This is a genomic window from Lelliottia sp. WB101, assembly GCF_003051885.1.
Classification (GTDB): domain Bacteria; phylum Pseudomonadota; class Gammaproteobacteria; order Enterobacterales; family Enterobacteriaceae; genus Enterobacter; species Enterobacter nimipressuralis.
In genome coordinates, this window is the sequence record NZ_CP028520.1 from 3,350,596 (window position 1) to 3,368,747 (window position 18,152).

Here is an 18,152-nt window from a genome sequence, read left to right on the forward strand (position 1 = left end):
CCCAAGGAGTGTTTGTCTATTTTGTGATGTCGCTCGCAAGGCTTTTACAGCAAGCCGCTTATGGCGGGCGCTGTTCGCCTGAAGATTCATCCAGCAAGATCACATTGTTAACAAATCATTAAAACATCACTTGCTTTTTATGATTCATAATCAAACTATCTATAGTGAAATTACGTAACATTTGGAGAAGAGAGATGCAGCAGTTAGCCAGCTTCTTGTCCGGCACCTGGCAGTCTGGCCGGGGCCGTGAGCGCAACATTCATCACGCCATCAGCGGCGAAGCCCTGTGGAGTGTGACCAGCGAAGGTCTGGATATGGCCGCAGCGCGTCGCTTTGCCATCGAACGCGGCGGTGAATCACTTCGCGCGATGACCTTTATCGAACGCGCGGCGATGCTGAAAGCGGTCGCCAAACATTTGCTGAGCGAGAAAGATCATTTTTATTCCCTGTCGGCAGAGACCGGCGCGACCCGCGCGGACAGCTGGGTGGATATCGAAGGCGGCATCGGCACGATGTTCACCTACGCCAGCCTCGGCAGCCGTGAACTGCCCGATGACACCCTGTGGCCAGAAGACGAGCTGATCCCCCTGTCGAAGGAAGGCGGTTTTGCCGCGCGCCATGTGCTGACGTCCAAATCCGGTGTGGCGGTGCATATCAACGCCTTCAACTTCCCCTGCTGGGGGATGCTGGAAAAACTGGCGCCGACCTGGCTTGCCGGGATGCCCGCGATCATTAAACCGGCTACCGCTACCGCGCAGGTCACCCAGGCGATGGTCAAATCCATCGTCGACAGCGGCCTGGTCCCGGAGGGAGCGATTAGCCTGATCTGCGGCGGTGCGGGCGATCTGCTGGATCATCTCGATTTCCAGGACGTAGTGACGTTTACCGGCTCCGCCACCACCGGCCAGATGCTGCGTGTGCACCCGAATATCGTCGGCAAATCCATTCCGTTCACCATGGAAGCGGACTCGCTGAACTGCTGCGTGCTGGGGGAAGACGTGACGCCGGAGCAGCCGGAATTTGCGCTGTTTATCCGCGAAGTGGTGCGTGAGATGACCGCCAAAGCCGGGCAAAAATGTACCGCCATTCGCCGCATCATTGTTCCGCAAGGGCAGACTGAAGCGGTCAGTCAGGCGCTGATCGCCCGTCTCGAAAAAGTGGTGGTTGGTGACCCGGCGCAGGAAGGGGTCAAAATGGGGGCGCTGGTCAACGCCGAACAGCGTGCCGATGTGCAAGAAAAAGTCGATCTGTTGGTGTCTGCGGGCTGCCAGATCCGTCTCGGCGGCAAAGCCGATCTACACGCTGCGGGCGCATTCTTCCCGCCGACGCTGCTCTTCTGTCCGCAGCCTGACGAGTCCCCTGCCGTTCACGCGACGGAAGCCTTTGGTCCGGTCGCCACACTGATGCCGTATCGCGACGCAGACCACGCCATGACTCTGGCCCGCGCCGGTGAAGGCAGCCTTGCCGGAACGCTGGTAACGGCGAATGCGAATATCGCCCGCCAGTTTATTTCCGGCGCGGCGCGGGCGCATGGGCGTATCCAGATCCTTAACAACGAGTCAGCGAAAGAGTCTACCGGCCACGGCTCTCCGCTGCCGCAGTTGGTTCACGGCGGGCCGGGGCGCGCGGGCGGCGGTGAAGAGCTGGGCGGGCTGCGTGCGGTGAAGCACTATCTGCAGCGCACTGCCATTCAGGGCAGCCCGTCGATGCTCGCCGCCGTCAGCCAGCAGTGGGTGCGCGGTGCGCAGGTGCAGGAAGATCGCGTACACCCGTTCCGCAAATACTTCGAAGAGCTGCAGCCGGGTGACAGCCTGCTGACTCCGCGCCGCACCCTGACCGAAACGGACATCGTCAATTTTGCCTGTCTGAGCGGCGATCATTTCTACGCCCACATGGACAAAATTGGCGCGGCGGAGTCTATCTTCGGCGAGCGCGTGGTACACGGTTACTTTGTGATTTCTGCGGCGGCGGGTCTGTTCGTTGATGCGGGCGTCGGGCCGGTCATCGCCAACTACGGCATGGAAAATCTGCGCTTTATCGAGCCGGTCAAACCAGGCGATACCATTCAGGTGCGTCTGACCTGTAAGCGCAAAACCCTGAAGAAACAGCGCACCGCAGACGAAAAACCAACCGGCGTGGTGGAGTGGGCCGTCGAGGTCTTTAACCAGCACCAGCAGCCTGTCGCGCTTTACTCCATTCTGACCCTCGTGGCTCGCCAGCAGGGCGATTTCACCGACTGATGTGTCTTTTTACCGGGAAGGCCCCTTCCCGGTTTTTAATTTGGCAAGAGTGACAAATAACCTGGCAGGTGCAGGCAAACACTTTGCGCCCGCGCCTGTCAGGATAACGCTGCACAACACCAATAACACAATAATGATGAGGTCAACGATGGGAAGCCCTTCTTCTTTTTCTGCCCGTAAGACGGCACTGGCCGTGGCTGTCGCGTTGTTATGCGCCTGGCAATCTCCCGTGTTCGCCCATGGCGGCGAAGCGCATATGGTTCCGATGGATAAAACCCTCGCCGATTTTGGCGCCGATGTGCAATGGGACGATTACGCCCAGATGTTTACCATTGCCAAAGACGGTGCCTTTGTGAAGGTCAAACCGGGCGCGAATACCGCCATCGTCAACGGCAAACCGCTTAAACTGCAGGTGCCGGTGGTGATGAAAGACAACAAGGCGTTCATCTCCGACACCTTCATCAACGATGTTTTCCAGTCGGGACTTGATCAGACCTTCCAGGTGGAAAAACGCCCGCATCCGCTCAACGCACTGACCGCAGACGAAATTAAACAGGCCGTCGAGATCGTGAAAACTGCGGCGGAGTTCAAACCTAATACCCGCTTCACCCAGATTGCGCTGGCCGAACCCGACAAAGCCAAAGTGTGGGATTTTGTCCTGAACGGCACGGCTGTCGATGCTCCGCGTCAGGCGAATGTCACCATGCTGGATGGTAAACACGTCATTGAGAGCGTGGTTGATCTGAAGGACAAAAAAGTCCTGAGCTGGACGCCGGTCAACGACGCCCACGGCATGGTGCTGCTGGATGATTTCACCGCCGTACAGCAGATCATCATGAGCAGCCCGGAATATGCGCAAGCGCTGAAAAAACACGGCGTGGACGATCCGCAGAAAGTGATCGGTACCCCGCTGACCGTCGGCTATTTTGACGGGAAAGACGGTCTGAAACAGGAAGAGCGCCTGCTAAAAGTGGTCAGCTATCTCGACACCGGCGACGGTAACTACTGGGCGCACCCGATTGAAAACCTGGTGGCGGTGGTCGATCTCGAGCAGAAAAAAATCCTTAAAATTGAAGAAGGCCCGGTGGTGCCGGTGCCGATGAATCCGCGTCCGTATGATGGTCGTGACCGTATCGCCACCGTCAAAAAACCGCTGGAGATCGTCGAGCCAGAGGGCAAGAACTACACCATTACGGGCGATATGATCCACTGGCAGAACTGGGACTTCCACCTGAGTCTCGACTCCCGCGTCGGGCCTGTCATCTCGACTGTGACCTATAACGACAACGGCAAAAAACGCCAGGTGATGTATCAGGGTTCGCTCGGCGGAATGATTGTTCCTTATGGCGACCCGGACGTAGGCTGGTACTTTAAAGCCTATCTCGATTCCGGTGATTACGGCATGGGCACCCTGACCTCGCCGTTGGTGCGCGGCAAAGATGCGCCGTCGAACGCGGTGATGCTCAACGAAACCATTCCGGATTACACCGGCACGCCGATGGAGATCCCCCGCGCGATTGCCGTGTTTGAACGCTACGCCGGGCCGGAATATAAGCATCAGGAGATGGGCAAACCGAACGTCAGCACCGAGCGCCGTGAACTGGTGGTGCGCTGGATCAGTACCGTCGGTAACTACGACTATATCTTTGACTGGATCTTCCACGAAAACGGCACCATCGGCATCGATGCTGGCGCAACGGGTATCGAAGCGGTAAAAGGTGTGCAGGCTAAAACCATGCATGACCCGAGCGCCAAAGACGATACCAAATATGGCACCCTGATCGACCACAACATCGTCGGAACTACCCACCAGCACATCTACAACTTCCGCCTGGATATGGACGTGGATGGCACCAATAACCGTCTGGTGGCGATGGACCCGGAAGTGAAACCGAACACCGCCGGTGGCCCGCGCACCAGCACCATGCAGGTGAATCAGTACAATATTGATACGGAGCAGCAGGCGGCGCAGAAGTTCGACCCTGGCACCATTCGACTCCTAAGCAACACCAGCAAAGAGAACCGCATGGGCAACCCGGTGTCGTACCAGATTATCCCTTACGCGGGCGGCACTCACCCGGTCGCGAGCGGCGCGAAATTCGCGCCAGACGAGTGGATCTACCATCGCCTGAGCTTTATGGATAAGCAGCTGTGGGTCACGCGCTACCATGCGAATGAGCGCTATCCGGAAGGCAAATTCCCGAACCGTTCGATTCACGACAGCGGTCTGGGGCAGTACAGCAAAGATAACGAATCCATCGATAATCAGGACGATGTGGTGTGGATGACCACCGGCACCACGCACGTGGCGCGCGCCGAGGAGTGGCCGATCATGCCGACCGAGTGGGTTCATACCCTGCTCAAACCGTGGAACTTCTTCGACGAGACACCCTCGCTCGGCAAAAAGAAAGACGAGAAGTAGCAAATCTGGCCGGGCAAATGCCCGGCCTGTTTTTAACGGGATACCATTGATTTCTCGCCGGAAAGTGCCACGCTTTGTCTATTCCCGCCCTTTATCAACGATGACGCGTAAATGACAGATAAGAGGCACACCCCGCAGCCCGAGTTAACCTCGTGGCCAACCCGCCAGGCGATGGTTTCTCGCGGTCTGACAATCAATATGCCGTGGCTGGCGTTTGTGCACGTCAGCTTTGCGCTGATGATTCTGCTACGTAACACGCTAGTGCCCAGTTTCGATCCTGCGCCTATTTCAGGGCAGCAAATCGGGTTACTGGTGGATGCCGCAATGTTCGGGGTCATTGCCCTGTCGGCGGCGCTGGTGGTGATGAGCTGGCGGCATATCGCCGGGATTAGCCTGGTGCTCTTTACCTCCGGCTTGCTGTGGGCGCTCTGCTGTTACTGGTTTATCGTTGACTGGCAGCTTCCTCACGCCTGGCCCCTGTGTACCATTCTGCTGCTGGCCGCCGTTACCGCGCTCTATTTCTATCCAGTGGGATTGCTCGCCTGCGTGCTGCCGCTGTGGTTGACGCTGCCGCTCGCAAGTGTCGTGCTTAATCATGGCCTGCCTGTCCGCTTCGCCGCGATGTGGACGGTGTTTACGCTGATCCTGATCTGCGGGCGTTTTATCCTGCTGCGCTGGTTTGACGAAGCCTGGCAGCGCAATCAACAAAACCAGCTGCTGATTGCCCGACTCGACGCGCTGGCGCATCAGGACCCGCTAACGGAAACGGCCAACCGACGGGAGATGGAAAACGTGCTGGAGCGTGCGGTCAGTCAGGGAAAATCATTCACGCTTATTATGCTTGATGTCGACTATTTCAAACTTTACAACGATGCGTACGGTCATCAGGCGGGCGATGAGTGTCTGGTGCGGGTGGCGCAGGCGCTGAAAGCGTCGGTTCGCTCGCCGGACGATCTGGTGTCACGTTATGGTGGCGAAGAGTTTTTGCTGATCCTCTTCGATTGCCCACCGGAAATGGCCGATAAGGTTGCGAAACGCATTCAGGATAATTTGCGCGAGGCCGCGATTGCGCATAAGGCGTCGAAGGTGAGCGAGTATGTGACGGCAAGCATGGGGATCGCCGGAATGTCGGCGGGGTTGACCGCAGACGGCGTTGTCGCGCAGGCGGATGCGGCGCTCTATCGGGCGAAAGAAGGCGGGCGAAATCGTTGGTCGCAGTGATGATTTGTCGGGCAGCGTTGCCGCCACCCGACAAGGGCAATTAATACCGCACACACAACGACTTCGTTTCACACCAGCCATCCAGCCAGTCAGGACCAAAATCGCGGCCTGTGCCGGACTGTTTCATGCCGCCAAACGGCAGGTTGGCGTCGATCAGCGTATGGCTGTTCACCCACACGGTTCCCGCCTGTAAACGGTCCGTGTACTCCAGCGCTTTGCTGATATTTTGCGTCCAGACGCTGGCCGTCAGGCCATACTCCGTGTCGTTCGCCAGCTGGAGTGCCTCTTCCCCATCGGCCACTCGCACCAGATTTACCACCGGGCCAAACACCTCTTCGCGGGTCAGGCGCAGGCTGGCATCGGGGTTTACCACCAGCGTTGGCGCAACGTAATAGCCCTGTTTATCCGGGCCGCTGTTGCCGGTAATCAGCTCGGCATGGCTGAGCTGCGCCTCGTTGAGGAAGGTTTGCACTTTGTCGCAATGGGCGCGGGAGACCAGCGGGTTGATGTGTGCCGTGGGCGACATGCCTGGCCCGACGCTCATGGATTTCACCGCCTGCTCAAAGTGGCTCACCAGGGTATCAAACAGCGGTGCTTCAATGTAAATGCGCGAACTGGCGGCACATACCTGCCCCTGGTTGAGGAAGCTGCCGGTCATCAGCCCTTCCACCACCCACGCCGGGTCGGCATCTTTCAGCACGATCGCCGGGTTTTTGCCGCCCAGCTCCAGGGTCACACCCGTTAAGGTATCGGCGGCGGTGCGTGCGATCTGCTTGCCGGTGGCCGTTGAGCCGGTAAAACTCACTTTGGCGATATGGGGATGCGAGGTTAATGCCGCGCCGCACACGGCACCGCTGCCGGTGACGACGTTAAATACGCCATCGGGCACGCCCGCCTCGCTTGCCAGTTCGGCCACGCGCAGCAGGGTCAGTGGCGTGGTTTCCGACGGTTTGATCACAATGGAGCAGCCTGCAGCCAGCGCAGGCATCACCTTCCACATGCCAATCATCAGTGGGAAGTTCCAGGGGACTATTCCGGCTACCACGCCGACCGGCTCTTTACGGGTCCACGCCTGATAGCGCGCGCCCTGCGGCAGCGGAATGGAGAGATCGAGCGTTTTGCCCGCAATTTTGGTGGTCAGCCCGGCGGTGTAGCGCATCCAGTTCAGGGTGCAGCCCACTTCAAACGCGCGGGAGATGTTAATCGATTTGCCCTGCTCCAGGGTTTCGAGCTGCGCCAGCTCTTCCGTATGCTGCTCCACCAGATCGGCAAAACGCAGCAAAATGCGCTCGCGCTCGGCAGGCAGTTTCCCGGCCCAGCTGCGGGAAACAAAGGCGCGCCAGCCGGACATCACCACGCGATCCACGTCGTCCACACTCGCATCTGCCGTCGAGGCAATCACTTCACCCGTCGCCGGATTAAATATGTTCAGACGCTTTTCACTTTCAGAGGCCGACGGGCGGCCCTCGATCCACAGGCCATGATGACGGTCTAAAAACTGTTGCACGCTTTGCAGGACGGCGGTCTGTGACTCAGACATCGGGTGCTCCTTCATTATTATTCGCAGGGTGTCATCGCAGTCTAAGATGGGTTTGCAAAACGCGCTTTTATCTCTGTGACATTCGTTTTGCCACCTGTGACAGCCCCCGCAAATCATGATAATTCCGGCTTATAACACTGTTATCAGCGAGTGTTCTTTCCTATAGTCAGCCCTGACCTCTGACAAAATGCAACACAAATGCAACAATGCAAAAACATTGACAGTGCAGCGAGATGAAAGATGGCGTGTGCAAGTGAGCAGGAAAAATATCAGCAGTGGCTGGCGCAAATTAACCAGGTGTGTGGCAGCTTTGCCGCGCGCCCGTTGCCAGGCCAGTTCATCGGTGAACTGGAAACCAGCTACGCCAGAAGCCTGAAGCTCAGCACCGTCACCGCCGCAGGCGTTAACCTGTTTCGCACCCGTCAGGAGATCAAAACCAGCAACGACGCCTGGTTTTACACCGTGTTTCAGCTCGAAGGTCAGGCTACGCTGGAGCAGGATGATAAGCAGATTGTGATCGACGCGGGCGACATTACGCTGATTGACGCCTCACGCCCCTGCTCGATCTACTGGCACGACAAATCGCGCCAGATTTCCCTGTTACTGCCGCGCCAGATACTGGAACAGCAGTGCCGTTTCCAGGAGGTGAGCTGCGCCCATAAGCTGTCGCGCACGCTGCCCACCGTGCAGCTGAGCTATCGGCTGTTGCAGGAGAGTATGGATAATGCGCAGCTGAGCGATATGGAGAGCGAGGCGGCGCTGGAAGCGATGGTGTGTTTGTTGCGCCCGGCGTTTCAGCAGCGCGAATCGGCGCCGCCGCGTAAAGAGCGTCAGTTCCAGAATGTGCTGTCGTTGATCGATTCTCATATTCAGTCGGAAGCGCTGCGACCGGAGTGGATTGCCACCGAGAGCGGGATGTCGGTACGCAGCCTGTATCGCATGTTTGCCGATAAAGGGCTGGTGGTGGCGCAGTACATCAAAAACCGGCGGCTGGACCTGTGCGCGCAGGTGCTACGCGCCACAGGCGATGATGAAAAACTGGCGGGCATTGGCTATAGCTGGGGCTTTGCCGACCATAGCCATTTTTCTACGGCCTTCAAACAGCGCTTTGGCGTGTCGCCAGGCGAGTATCGCAAGCGCTACCGCTGATCACTTCTTCAGCCACTTTCCGTTGATACCCTTCACGTATTCGCCCGGCTGCGCGCGGGCCACCAGCTTTTGCCCGGCCATTTTCGCCACTTCATCCACCGGAATATTGTTGCTGTCCGCCAGTTTCTGGTAGCTTTCGGTACGCGCCGCGTTGATCTCGTTCACCAGCGCCAGCGTTTGTTTATCCTGACGCAGCGGCGCGATGTAGCCGCTGAGCGTCTCGCCCACCAGCCCCTGCGCGCGCGCTTCGTTTAAGGTGATCGCCTGCGCCTGAGCGCTCATGCCCAGCGCCAGCAGACCGATTGCAAGAAGTCGTTTCATGGCATCCTCAGAACAGATCGCTGCGTGATTTCAGCAGGGTTTCGACGTCTTTATCCACTTTGATATGGATTTCATGTTCGATTTTGACGTTCATATTGATGGTGATCGGCTCTTTCGGTGCCGCCACTTCGATGCGGGGCGTACAGCCTGATAGCATTGCGACCATGACCACGCCGAGCGCGCCTATCAGCTTTTTCATTGTTGTTCCTCACATTCCTTGCCTGCCTGACAGCGGGCATCCGGTAACGCCGCGTGTTGCTCAAGCCATGCCTGTAAATTATCCCCATAACGCAGGCTGCGCCACAGGGTAAAAAGATTCTCTTCGTGAGTGTAATTGAGGTTCACGGTGTTGCTTTTACCGTCAACGCGGCTGGTGCCGCTGATCGCCGCCTGCATGGTCAACACACCCAGATTATCTACATTGATTTTCGTCCACGAGCGAGAAATTTCCATATAGCGAAGCCAGTTAATCGCCACGCCCGCCGCCATGTTGTCTTTGACGATGGCATCTGCCGTGTCTTTATCCAGACGCAGCGTCATCGGGCCGGGGTTAGTCAGCCAGCCGTCTTTGATGATCCATTTCTCGTTCTCAAGCCAGAACGGCAGCGCCCCGCTCACCGGGCCGGACAGGGTAAACTGTTTCGGATTGACGGCACTGATAAGTTCGCTGGAGGAGATATTCTGCACCCGCAGCAGCGCCGGATCGTGCTGCGGCATCCGCAGCTGCTGCAGGGTGATTTTTCCGCCCAGCACGTCGGTGCTGACGTTGGTCAGCAACAGCGGGTGGGATTCACTCCACGGGTAATCGCCCTGCAAATCGGCGGTAATATTGCGTGCGGTGACCTGGTTTATTACTTCGGCGATGCGCAGCGTGACCGGGCCGCGCGTGCCCAGAGACCAGGTGCCTTCGCTGAAGCGGAACGGCAGTACAAAATCGACGCCGTTGATCTGGTTGTCGGGCATCCAGACGCTGCCGCTTTTCACCACGCCATGACCACCCGCTTCGAATCCTTGCCCAGCGGCCGCCGAAAACGCCACCTGAGCGTACAGTTCGCCGTCGCGCAGATTCATTTTCCAGTCGGGCGGCACCAGCGGCTGGAAGACCATCAGGGACTGTTTTGGCCACCAGGCCTGCCCGCGCAGACGCTCCCCGTCCCAGCGACCGTTCAGCTGGACCGGGCCAATCGCCCCGGCGTGCAGATCGCCTTTAAACTGGAAGAACGTCGGATCGGTGCCGTCGACGCTGAACTTGAGGGTCGACGGCGGTAACACGCTGCCGCCGGAGAACGACGTCTGCTCCGCATCCAGGGAGAGCGCGCCGCTAAAGTGCGGATTGTTTTCGCCACGCAGCCAGCGCACCGGCTGATCCAGCACCAGACGCGGCTTGCTCACCAGCATGGTGCCGTACTGCAGTTTATCGAAACCGGTCGAGAGCGCCGTCAGTTCGATGGCACTGTCGCGCCACTCGCCCTTCCCGGCCACATCCCAGCGGGCATTCATCGGCGTGAAGTGCCCATCGCCCCAGTAGCGCCACTGCCACAGGCCGCTGTCCGGCAGGAAGTCATTGGCCTGTCCGTCGAGGTGCAGCACGAAATCGCCCATGTCGTTTTCATGGGCTTTCAGAATCGCCTGCAGACGGCCATCCACCCCTTTTTGCGAGAGTTTAACGCCCGCCAGCGGCCAGCGAATTTCATCGATATTGAGCGAATCGATAAGCCGACCGCGCGAACGCAGCAGCGCGCCCGGCTCAAAGACGAGCTGCGGATCGGCGAGGCTGCCCGTCAGTTGGGCTGGCAGAATCGCGTACAGAATCAGGTCGCCCTGCTTGGCCTCGCCCGTCACCTGCAGTGGCATGGCGCTGTTTTCCATGCTCAGTTTGCCCGGCCCGAGGCTCAGCACGGCATTACCTTTCCCGGCATCGCCCTGAGTCAGCACGTTCAGACGACCGCTAAAGGTGGCGTTTTCCAGCCCCTGCTGCCAGTTGTCAACTTTCACGCCCACGCGCCCGCTCAGGGGTAGCCCCTCCAGATCCCAGTGCCAGCGTCCGTCGCTGACTATCAGCTGTTCGGCGGTGAGCTGCCACGGCAAATCCAGCAGCGGATCGGGGTTATCGCGGGCGGTCAGCACCAGCTGACCACGGTTCTCTTCCCAGTCGAGATCCGCGTCCACCGGTGATGACAGCGGCGGCACCGTCAGAGTGGCCTCCGCATGGCCTTTCACCGGCACGCCGTCCGGCACCAGCGGCAGGGTAAATTCCCCCGCCAGCCTGATCGGCTGCGGGTAATCCGGCAGATGGACTTCAAACTCGCTGATGGTCAGGTTTTGCCCGCGAAATTTGCCGCGCACCTTGACCTGTTCGCCCTGGTAGGTCACGTCCTGAACGGAGGGGGTTAAAGAGATGTTGAGTTTGCCCTGCCACTGCTGCCACGGAGAGAGCGTTAAGCGATCAATCGTCAGCCAGGTGTTCGGCAGCATCGACTGCCATTCGGCAAGGGTTTTGGGCGCGGTGTTAGCCTGTTCCGCCTGCGGCAGTTTGCTCAGGCAGGCGGTATTGAGATCGAGTGCGCCGATATCCAGTTTCCAGCGGCTCGGGTGCGACAGCGCGGCGTTTTCCACGCGAGCGATTTCGCAGTCCTCTACCAGATAGCGAAGATCGGGGATAATAATTTGATTGCGGGTCAGACGCGGGCTTTTCTCGAATGCAATGCGCGTCCCGACGGGGAGCCAGATCCCGGCAAGGGTTGGCACCCACTGGGCGAGCGTCATCAGCAGCGTCAGCGGCAGAAGAATGAACAACAGCAATAGCGCAATTGCGGCTTTGTATTTACCCCTCATGGGCAGTTAATATCCTGATTTAGCGAAAAAATAAGCCGACAGTGCCCGTCATTGTGGCATGTTTAGCCAGTCAGTTGAAGTCAACGCCATTTTTAAGGATAGTTGCTCTAGAATTATTCATAGAACTTATTGAATTCAATAATATTTTATAAATTGTAAGATTATTTTAATCATGCTAACGTGATGGTAAAATCACTGGAGAAAGTCTTATGAAACTCGCGGTATATAGCACAAAACAGTACGATAAAAAGTATCTGCAACATGTTAACGAGACTTACGGATTCGAACTCGAATTTTTTGACTTTCTGCTGACTGAAAAAACCGCCAAAACGGCGAACGGATGCGAAGCGGTGTGTATTTTCGTCAACGACGATGGCAGCCGCCCGGTGCTGGAAGAGCTGAAAAAGCACGGCGTGAAGTTCATCGCGCTGCGCTGCGCGGGCTTTAACAACGTCGATCTGGATGCGGCGAAAGAGCTGGGGTTAAAAGTGGTGCGCGTGCCGGCCTACTCCCCGGAAGCCGTGGCTGAACATGCCATCGGTATGATGATGTCTCTGAACCGACGTATTCACCGTGCTTATCAGCGCACCCGTGATGCCAACTTCTCTCTCGAAGGTCTGACGGGCTTTACCATGTACGGTAAAACCGCAGGCGTCATCGGTACCGGTAAAATCGGCGTGGCGACGCTGCGTATTCTGAAAGGTTTCGGGATGCGTCTGCTGGCGTTCGATCCGTATCCAAGTGCTGCCGCACTGGAGCTGGGCGTGGAGTATGTCGATCTGCCGACGCTGCTCTCTCAGTCGGACGTGATCTCCCTGCACTGTCCGCTGACCCCTGAGAACTATCACCTGCTCAATCAGAGCGCGTTTGACCAGATGAAAGACGGGGTGATGATTATCAACACCAGCCGTGGCGGTCTGATTGACTCTCAGGCGGCGATCGAAGCCCTCAAAACGCAGAAAATTGGCGCGTTGGGGATGGACGTGTATGAGAACGAACGCGATCTGTTCTTCGAAGACAAGTCTAACGATGTCATCCAGGACGACGTGTTCCGCCGCCTCTCCGCCTGCCACAACGTGCTGTTTACCGGGCACCAGGCGTTCCTGACCGCCGAAGCGCTGATCAGCATTTCAGAAACCACGCTGGGTAATCTGAAACAGCTGGAAAACGGCGAAGACTGTCAGAACGAAGTGGCCTGATGTTCCAGGCCGGGTGGCGTTGACGCGTACCTGGCCTCTATAAATCCCGCAGCATAAACACCGCCAAATAGATGTGCGGATCAGGTTCTTCTTAGTCCCTCAGTCAGTAATAGATTTACTCATATTGATACCCGTCACCCCAAATCCGCTGGCTTCATAAATATGCTGAGCGCGAGCATTGTCCCCTGCCACACGCAATTTGATCTCTTTAATACCCTCAATCCGTAAATACGCTTCGAAAGCAGCCAGCGACTGTTTACCCAATCCCATTCCCTGGCAGGCAGTGAGAATATGGAAATCGTAGATAAAAGCCGTACGCATAACCGGATCAGTTTTGTACCAGAGATAACCGACATGTGCCGACTGCACGATAATACACAACAGCACCTGGCCTGTGGTATTTACACCCTCGGGAAGCAATGCCGTTAATTCCTGTTTCGCTCTTGCCAGAGAATCCGGTTGCGATACGCGATAGTTTGATTCGATTTCATTGGCATAATCCTGAACAAAATATTCAAGATAAGCGGGATATTCATCTTCCGTCATTGCGCGGAACGTAATCACTTTTAACCTCTCAGGCCTAACCTTTTGATAGATAGCATAATAGTGATAAGCCTGTCGCCTTCACTCGTCAATTGAATTCACTGTTAACTACTGGTTTGGGTGAGTTGGTTACGTAAAATGCGTATTGATGACCTGCACCGGATACGGTGGGGATGATGTGTAAGGTTATGGAGATGCTTTGAGCAAAAAACGGACGATGCTATCTTTGTTATTCTCTGAGCGTTGATAAGGTATCGACTGATATGGATTTGAAACTGTCAGGCGGATGTTTGTGCGGGTTTATCAGATTCACAGCGATTAACCCAGTTTCCACTCATTCCTGCTCCTGTGATATTTGCCAGAAGCATTCAGGTTGTCAGACCGCAGTATGGCTTGAATTCCACTCGGCGAATGTTGAATGGACGGGTGAAGGAGGCACACCTTCTTTATATCGCTCATCTAAAACCTCATCCAGAGCATTCTGCACCAGGTGTGGCAGTTCATTAGGTGCGATTGATGACGCGCCGGTGACGGCTTTACTCAGCGGTGTTTTTGACCACAATGAAGCCGTCATTTTTTCGCCCCACTCCCACTCTTTTCAGGATATGAAACCTGACTGGTGGAGAAAAATCATGCCCGATACCGCTGGATAAAAAAGGACGTTTTGGGCAGTTTCTCAATATTTATCTTTGTTATTCTAAGCATTCGTTCTGCCTGAAGATGCGGACCGCTGAAGTAGCGCGAGGTCCGCTGTGAGCGAGGAGCGGAAGCTTGCAAATGTTATTACCGCGTAGAATGCATTTCTAACGTTGCTATGTGTTAACGAACGGGGAGCGGGTCAAGCGCTCTTAACGTCAGCTTTTGTCTAAGCAGACATCTATTTGCTTACTGAAGCGCTGCTATGAGTGCTATGAGCGAGGAGCGGAAGTTTTCCTTCATGCAGGCCCTGCTGCAGGTAATCAGTAGTTATATGTCATAAGGCTCACAAATTTTAGTTTTCCTCTATAGACGGTGCTATATGTTCAACCCAGCAATCTAACAGAGGCCAACAAACAAGACGATAAATCAACCAACAAGCATAAATAGCTGAAGCGCTAAAACACCCTCCTGCAGACAATTTCCCGTGCGCTATTTCATGGCGCAGAGACGGGCCTGGCTTGTAATTGAAAAGTAAATCAATAATATTTATTAAATCCCCACCAAAGACCTGCTCCAACTCAGGGCGAAGGCTTTCTAGCATTCCAGACAGAGAACGATCTTCCTGAAGAAGTTCATTATCTAATTTAGAAGTCTCACGGTTCAATGTGTGCATATAAAACCGTATTGAGTTTTCAAGTTGAGGAACGAGAAGGTAAGTAGCAGAAGCATAATCACCCTGAAAAAAGCGAGAAAAGCCTAACGAAAATATATGTTCATGACCACGTGGAACAAATGGGCTTAATGCGGAAATAGATTCAAAGTGACGTTCTTCTATAGAAAATCGGGTTGATAAACAATAACGGACAGGGTCTACATAACCTGAAACGAAGTGATGATAAAATAAATCAAGAGTTCTTATATGCCGAGATTTGTACCACTCATCCGATGGTTTCCCATCGACAGAAACTGCAGGCGTTTTGGCGTAGACCTTACCTTCTATATCAGTATGAACCCCTCCCATGAAATTACTAAAAAAACTTTCCTTTCGAACAGTGTCAGCGTGGTGACGTAAGTCGCTCTTAGATATAATGAATGGAGCTAGGGTAAATTCATGCAAACAGGCTGAGAGGGAGAGTTCTGAGTAGATTTTAGATGTTTCTTCTCTCTCCTTATCGGCATCTATGGGGATTGTGAATGTTGCAAATTCATCGCGTGATGACATCTGGAAGTCACGCAACTCGGCAATCAACGCTGCTATTCGCTCTTTGTGCCCACCTACAGAACGCAGTTCCCCTATTGCAATGCTTGTCCAGTATGCTTTTGCTGAAGCCTGACTGACATGCTCTCTCATCTTAAGTGTCTGCTCTACTGCGTTCTCTTGGCACTCTCGCTTAGAATCATTGTCCCCATTTTTTTCAAATGCACTTGCCGCTAAATAAAGTACCTTTTTGACAACATCCGGATTTGTATTAGCATCAGTCTTACTTGCTAGTCTCTTGGCATCCTTGGCAACAACACTCCAATCGATTATCTTCTTATTTGCCCCAAGCCGCGCTACTCGTTCAAATACTATATACAACATTAGCTCTAATGCTTTTGCATATACAACATCAAATGCAGATTGTATATTTTGCGGGAATGAGTTTTTCTTCTGTGTTAACGAGGCTATATCGAACACACGTCTTAAGAATTGCTCGAGCTTCCCCATATGATTAAAGGTGCTATAATCCCCCTCCGGCAAACTACGGTTACTGTATGTGTCTATTAGTTCGCAATAAGTATTTATTGCCATTGTAGCTGCGTCTTTTTTTCTTTTATCATTAGTCCATATTATATCTGCCACCCGAGCTCGAAGTAGTCTGTTTTCAATTTTAATAACTACGTTTGAAAGAATGTCATTTTGTTCACCTCGGAAGTCGCTAGGTATGTAAGAACGACCATTTGGACCACTCCATACTGGCCCCCACGGTTGGACAGGGTCATCAGCCCTAAAATGAAATGAGCAAATTGCCTTGAACAATTCATAAACGCTTTTTTGAGTCTCATCAGAGGAACGAGCTGATGCTTCCAACTGACTATTTAGCTCGTGATAATCACAAGAGGCCGATTCGGGTAGCAAGGAATCAAAGTTAAAAACGGCGAAATCATCTGCTGCCGCCAGAACTACAGGCATGGTCGCCATATCGCTTTTTGGTTGGGTGTCGTCTTGTTTAGTTGCCATGATTATCCCTTAATACGGTTTAGTTGAACCTGCCAGTGTAGTGGTCGACAAAATTTGACCGCGGCATGAGACTTTTTAGAACCACTAAAAGTCCGCTTCTGGCACTTTGCGGACAATAGATTGCTTATACTGCTCGGGCCAAAACCCAGGCCCAATCGTTGCTACAGAGAACACGATAGAAAGGTTTCACGCGGCATTTCACAAAATCAAGAATGTCTGCTTCGCTCATCGCTGAGGCCTTAGAGGGATAGTCGGGCCCCCAATCATCAAAGAGTTCATCGTATATGCCGTAAAGCTGCCAGCAGATGTTGCTGACAATACGGGAACCAAAAGATAGGTGAAAAGCAGGGATTTGGTGCAACCGTAACTCTATTTCTGTGGAAGAATCAGCTTGCATCAGACACCAAGCCTTAAACCTTAGCCACGTAATTGAACTAGTGCTGATGTCAGGGACAATCATGTTTTTTTCGTGCATATATGCATGAAAGTAGCGCTCAATCGCATCTGATTCAAGATGTTTATCTAAATTGAGGGAGGCTAAAATTAATAAGGTTTCAGAGCTATTGAGGGAGAGTAGCTCTCTTTCTGCCCATTCGGTGATCATTCTGTCGTAATCATCGACGCGATAAGCTTCGAAAGCTTCACCGAACGTTTTTAAACACAGAATTTCGTGTAAGTCATGCGTATATTTATTTTCCATAACATCATCCAATCCATGTTGTTTAGTGGGGCAAAAGTCTGGCTTCGGTGAAATGTTCCGACGCAAAATGAGCGTATCTCATTGCCGCCTTAATATGTAGTGGTCGACAAAATTTGGCCACGGCATGAGATATTTCTAGAACGACTAAAAGTCCGCTCTTGGCACCAGGCGGTCTGCAAAACGCTTAAACTTCCAGTGCACGCTTATAGTCGATCCTCAGCAAAGCCCCTGAATACGGCATCTTCTCTAAAAGCGTTTCCGAAAGCCCAAGTCGCGCTGTGGTGACATACAGATAACGATCATCCTCGGCAAAGGCACAGCTTGTCGGTCGCTGCACGGGGAGATTAAGCCATCGCTCGATTTCTCCTTCCGGGGATATCCGCGCAATGGCAGCGCCATCAAAGAGTACACTCAGGAGAAACCCGTCCTTATCAACGATCAGTCCGTCAGGCTTGCCTTTTTTGGGATTAATGCTGACAACCACCCTTCGATGACTGACTTCGCCTGTGCAAGGATCGTTATCATATCCGTAAATTACGCCACGCCGGGAATCAGTGACGTAAAGTATTTTGCAGTCGGGACTCCAGCTGATTCCATTGATAAGCGTGAAACCAGAATCGACCGTGTGCCACTTACCGTCTGGATCGAGACGATACAAATAGCCTGAACCCTCTTTCAACTCTTCATCTATCAGCCCAACCCACAGGCGGCCTGAGGAGTCCAGGCTCGCATCGTTGAGACGAAAGCCCTCCTGTACGTGTGGCGCAGTGCCGATCCTTCGTCTCTTACCGGCTCTGTCAATTCGCTCAACATGGCATCCTATGCCAATAATTAACTCACCCGTATTTTTCTCCACAACAAAGCCCAGCGGCCCGGGCATGGCATGTTCTACATTCCGGCCCGTTTTGGGATCAAAATAATTGAGAGAAGCACCAAGGGTATCAACCCACAAAAGCCTGGCTCTTGACCAGCTCCAGATGGGTGACTCTCCCAGCACAGCCTTGCCTGGAGATACCACCGAAATGCCATTCACTGTCGCGGTTCCACATCAGGAATAGCGATCGATTGCCAGTTCTCCGCAACCTCCTGAGCAGTTGATGCCTTAACAGCGCGAAGATTTCG

14 protein-coding genes are annotated in these 18,152 nt (G+C 54.2%); 6 read left to right on the plus strand and 8 right to left on the minus strand.

From position 1 onward, the window contains the following. Positions 1 to 194 precede the first annotated feature (194 nt). The 3 genes from paaZ (at position 195) to DAI21_RS16145 (ending at position 5,883) form a co-directional block, all read left to right on the plus strand. Positions 195 to 2,240 carry a phenylacetic acid degradation bifunctional protein PaaZ gene (gene paaZ / locus DAI21_RS16135; protein WP_107703621.1) on the plus strand — a complete coding sequence of 682 codons (2,046 nt, stop codon included), beginning with the start codon at positions 195 to 197 and terminating at the stop codon, positions 2,238 to 2,240. 148 nt (positions 2,241 to 2,388) lie between these two features. Continuing rightward, a complete protein-coding gene (gene tynA, locus DAI21_RS16140; protein ID WP_107703622.1) occupies positions 2,389 to 4,662 on the plus strand; it encodes a primary-amine oxidase in 2,274 nt (757 codons plus the stop codon). Between the two features lie 111 nt (positions 4,663 to 4,773). Then, positions 4,774 to 5,883, plus strand: a complete 1,110-nt coding sequence (locus DAI21_RS16145; RefSeq protein ID WP_234419484.1) for a GGDEF domain-containing protein — start codon at positions 4,774 to 4,776, stop codon at positions 5,881 to 5,883. A 40-nt stretch (positions 5,884 to 5,923) separates the two neighbouring features. Here the strand turns inward: DAI21_RS16145 and DAI21_RS16150 are convergent, their stop codons facing one another. Then, positions 5,924 to 7,423, minus strand: a complete 1,500-nt coding sequence (locus DAI21_RS16150; protein WP_107703624.1) for an aldehyde dehydrogenase family protein — start codon at positions 7,421 to 7,423, stop codon at positions 5,924 to 5,926. Between the two features lie 240 nt (positions 7,424 to 7,663). Here DAI21_RS16150 and feaR point away from each other — a divergent pair, with 240 nt between their 5' ends. Beyond that, positions 7,664 to 8,572 (plus strand): transcriptional regulator FeaR, encoded by a 909-nt coding sequence (gene feaR / locus DAI21_RS16155; protein ID WP_102103662.1) that lies wholly within the window; start codon positions 7,664 to 7,666, stop codon positions 8,570 to 8,572. On the opposite strand, the gene DAI21_RS16160 is transcribed toward feaR, so the two are convergent. From DAI21_RS16160 to DAI21_RS16170, 3 genes are read right to left on the minus strand one after another with little or no spacing between them, the layout of a single operon-like run. Next, positions 8,573 to 8,893, minus strand: a complete 321-nt coding sequence (locus DAI21_RS16160; RefSeq protein WP_107703625.1) for a YdbL family protein — start codon at positions 8,891 to 8,893, stop codon at positions 8,573 to 8,575. Between the two features lie 7 nt (positions 8,894 to 8,900). Continuing rightward, the gene (locus tag DAI21_RS16165) at positions 8,901 to 9,092 is read right to left on the minus strand and encodes a YnbE family lipoprotein (RefSeq protein WP_107703626.1); all 192 of its coding nucleotides are present in this window, start codon (positions 9,090 to 9,092) and stop codon (positions 8,901 to 8,903) included. Continuing rightward, positions 9,089 to 11,728 (minus strand): YdbH family protein, encoded by a 2,640-nt coding sequence (locus DAI21_RS16170; protein WP_107703627.1) that lies wholly within the window; start codon positions 11,726 to 11,728, stop codon positions 9,089 to 9,091. Before DAI21_RS16170 ends, DAI21_RS16165 begins: the two co-directional genes overlap by 4 nt. A gap of 209 nt (positions 11,729 to 11,937) precedes the next feature. On the opposite strand from DAI21_RS16170, the gene DAI21_RS16175 reads away from it, so the two are divergent. Next, positions 11,938 to 12,927: a 2-hydroxyacid dehydrogenase gene (locus tag DAI21_RS16175; RefSeq protein WP_107703628.1), complete on the plus strand. Its 990-nt coding sequence runs from the start codon at positions 11,938 to 11,940 to the stop codon at positions 12,925 to 12,927. A gap of 99 nt (positions 12,928 to 13,026) precedes the next feature. Here DAI21_RS16175 and DAI21_RS16180 read toward each other — a convergent pair whose 3' ends face one another. Then, on the minus strand, positions 13,027 to 13,491 hold the full coding sequence (locus tag DAI21_RS16180) for an N-acetyltransferase (RefSeq protein ID WP_107703629.1): 465 nt from the start codon (positions 13,489 to 13,491) through the stop codon (positions 13,027 to 13,029). A gap of 242 nt (positions 13,492 to 13,733) precedes the next feature. Between DAI21_RS16180 and DAI21_RS16185 the strand changes: the two genes are divergently transcribed. Next, positions 13,734 to 14,123, plus strand: a complete 390-nt coding sequence (locus DAI21_RS16185) for a GFA family protein (RefSeq protein WP_107703630.1) — start codon at positions 13,734 to 13,736, stop codon at positions 14,121 to 14,123. Positions 14,124 to 14,461: 338 nt separating this feature from the next. Here DAI21_RS16185 and DAI21_RS16190 read toward each other — a convergent pair whose 3' ends face one another. The 3 genes from DAI21_RS16190 to DAI21_RS16200 all read right to left on the minus strand — a co-directional run bounded on the left by DAI21_RS16190 (position 14,462) and on the right by DAI21_RS16200 (position 18,063). Continuing rightward, the gene (locus DAI21_RS16190) at positions 14,462 to 16,330 is read right to left on the minus strand and encodes a DUF4209 domain-containing protein (RefSeq protein ID WP_107703631.1); all 1,869 of its coding nucleotides are present in this window, start codon (positions 16,328 to 16,330) and stop codon (positions 14,462 to 14,464) included. Between the two features lie 124 nt (positions 16,331 to 16,454). Next, on the minus strand, positions 16,455 to 17,030 hold the full coding sequence (locus tag DAI21_RS16195) for a hypothetical protein (protein WP_107703632.1): 576 nt from the start codon (positions 17,028 to 17,030) through the stop codon (positions 16,455 to 16,457). A gap of 184 nt (positions 17,031 to 17,214) precedes the next feature. Next, positions 17,215 to 18,063 carry an SMP-30/gluconolactonase/LRE family protein gene (locus tag DAI21_RS16200; RefSeq protein ID WP_199908229.1) on the minus strand — a complete coding sequence of 283 codons (849 nt, stop codon included), beginning with the start codon at positions 18,061 to 18,063 and terminating at the stop codon, positions 17,215 to 17,217. Between the last annotated feature and the right edge of the window lie 89 nt (positions 18,064 to 18,152).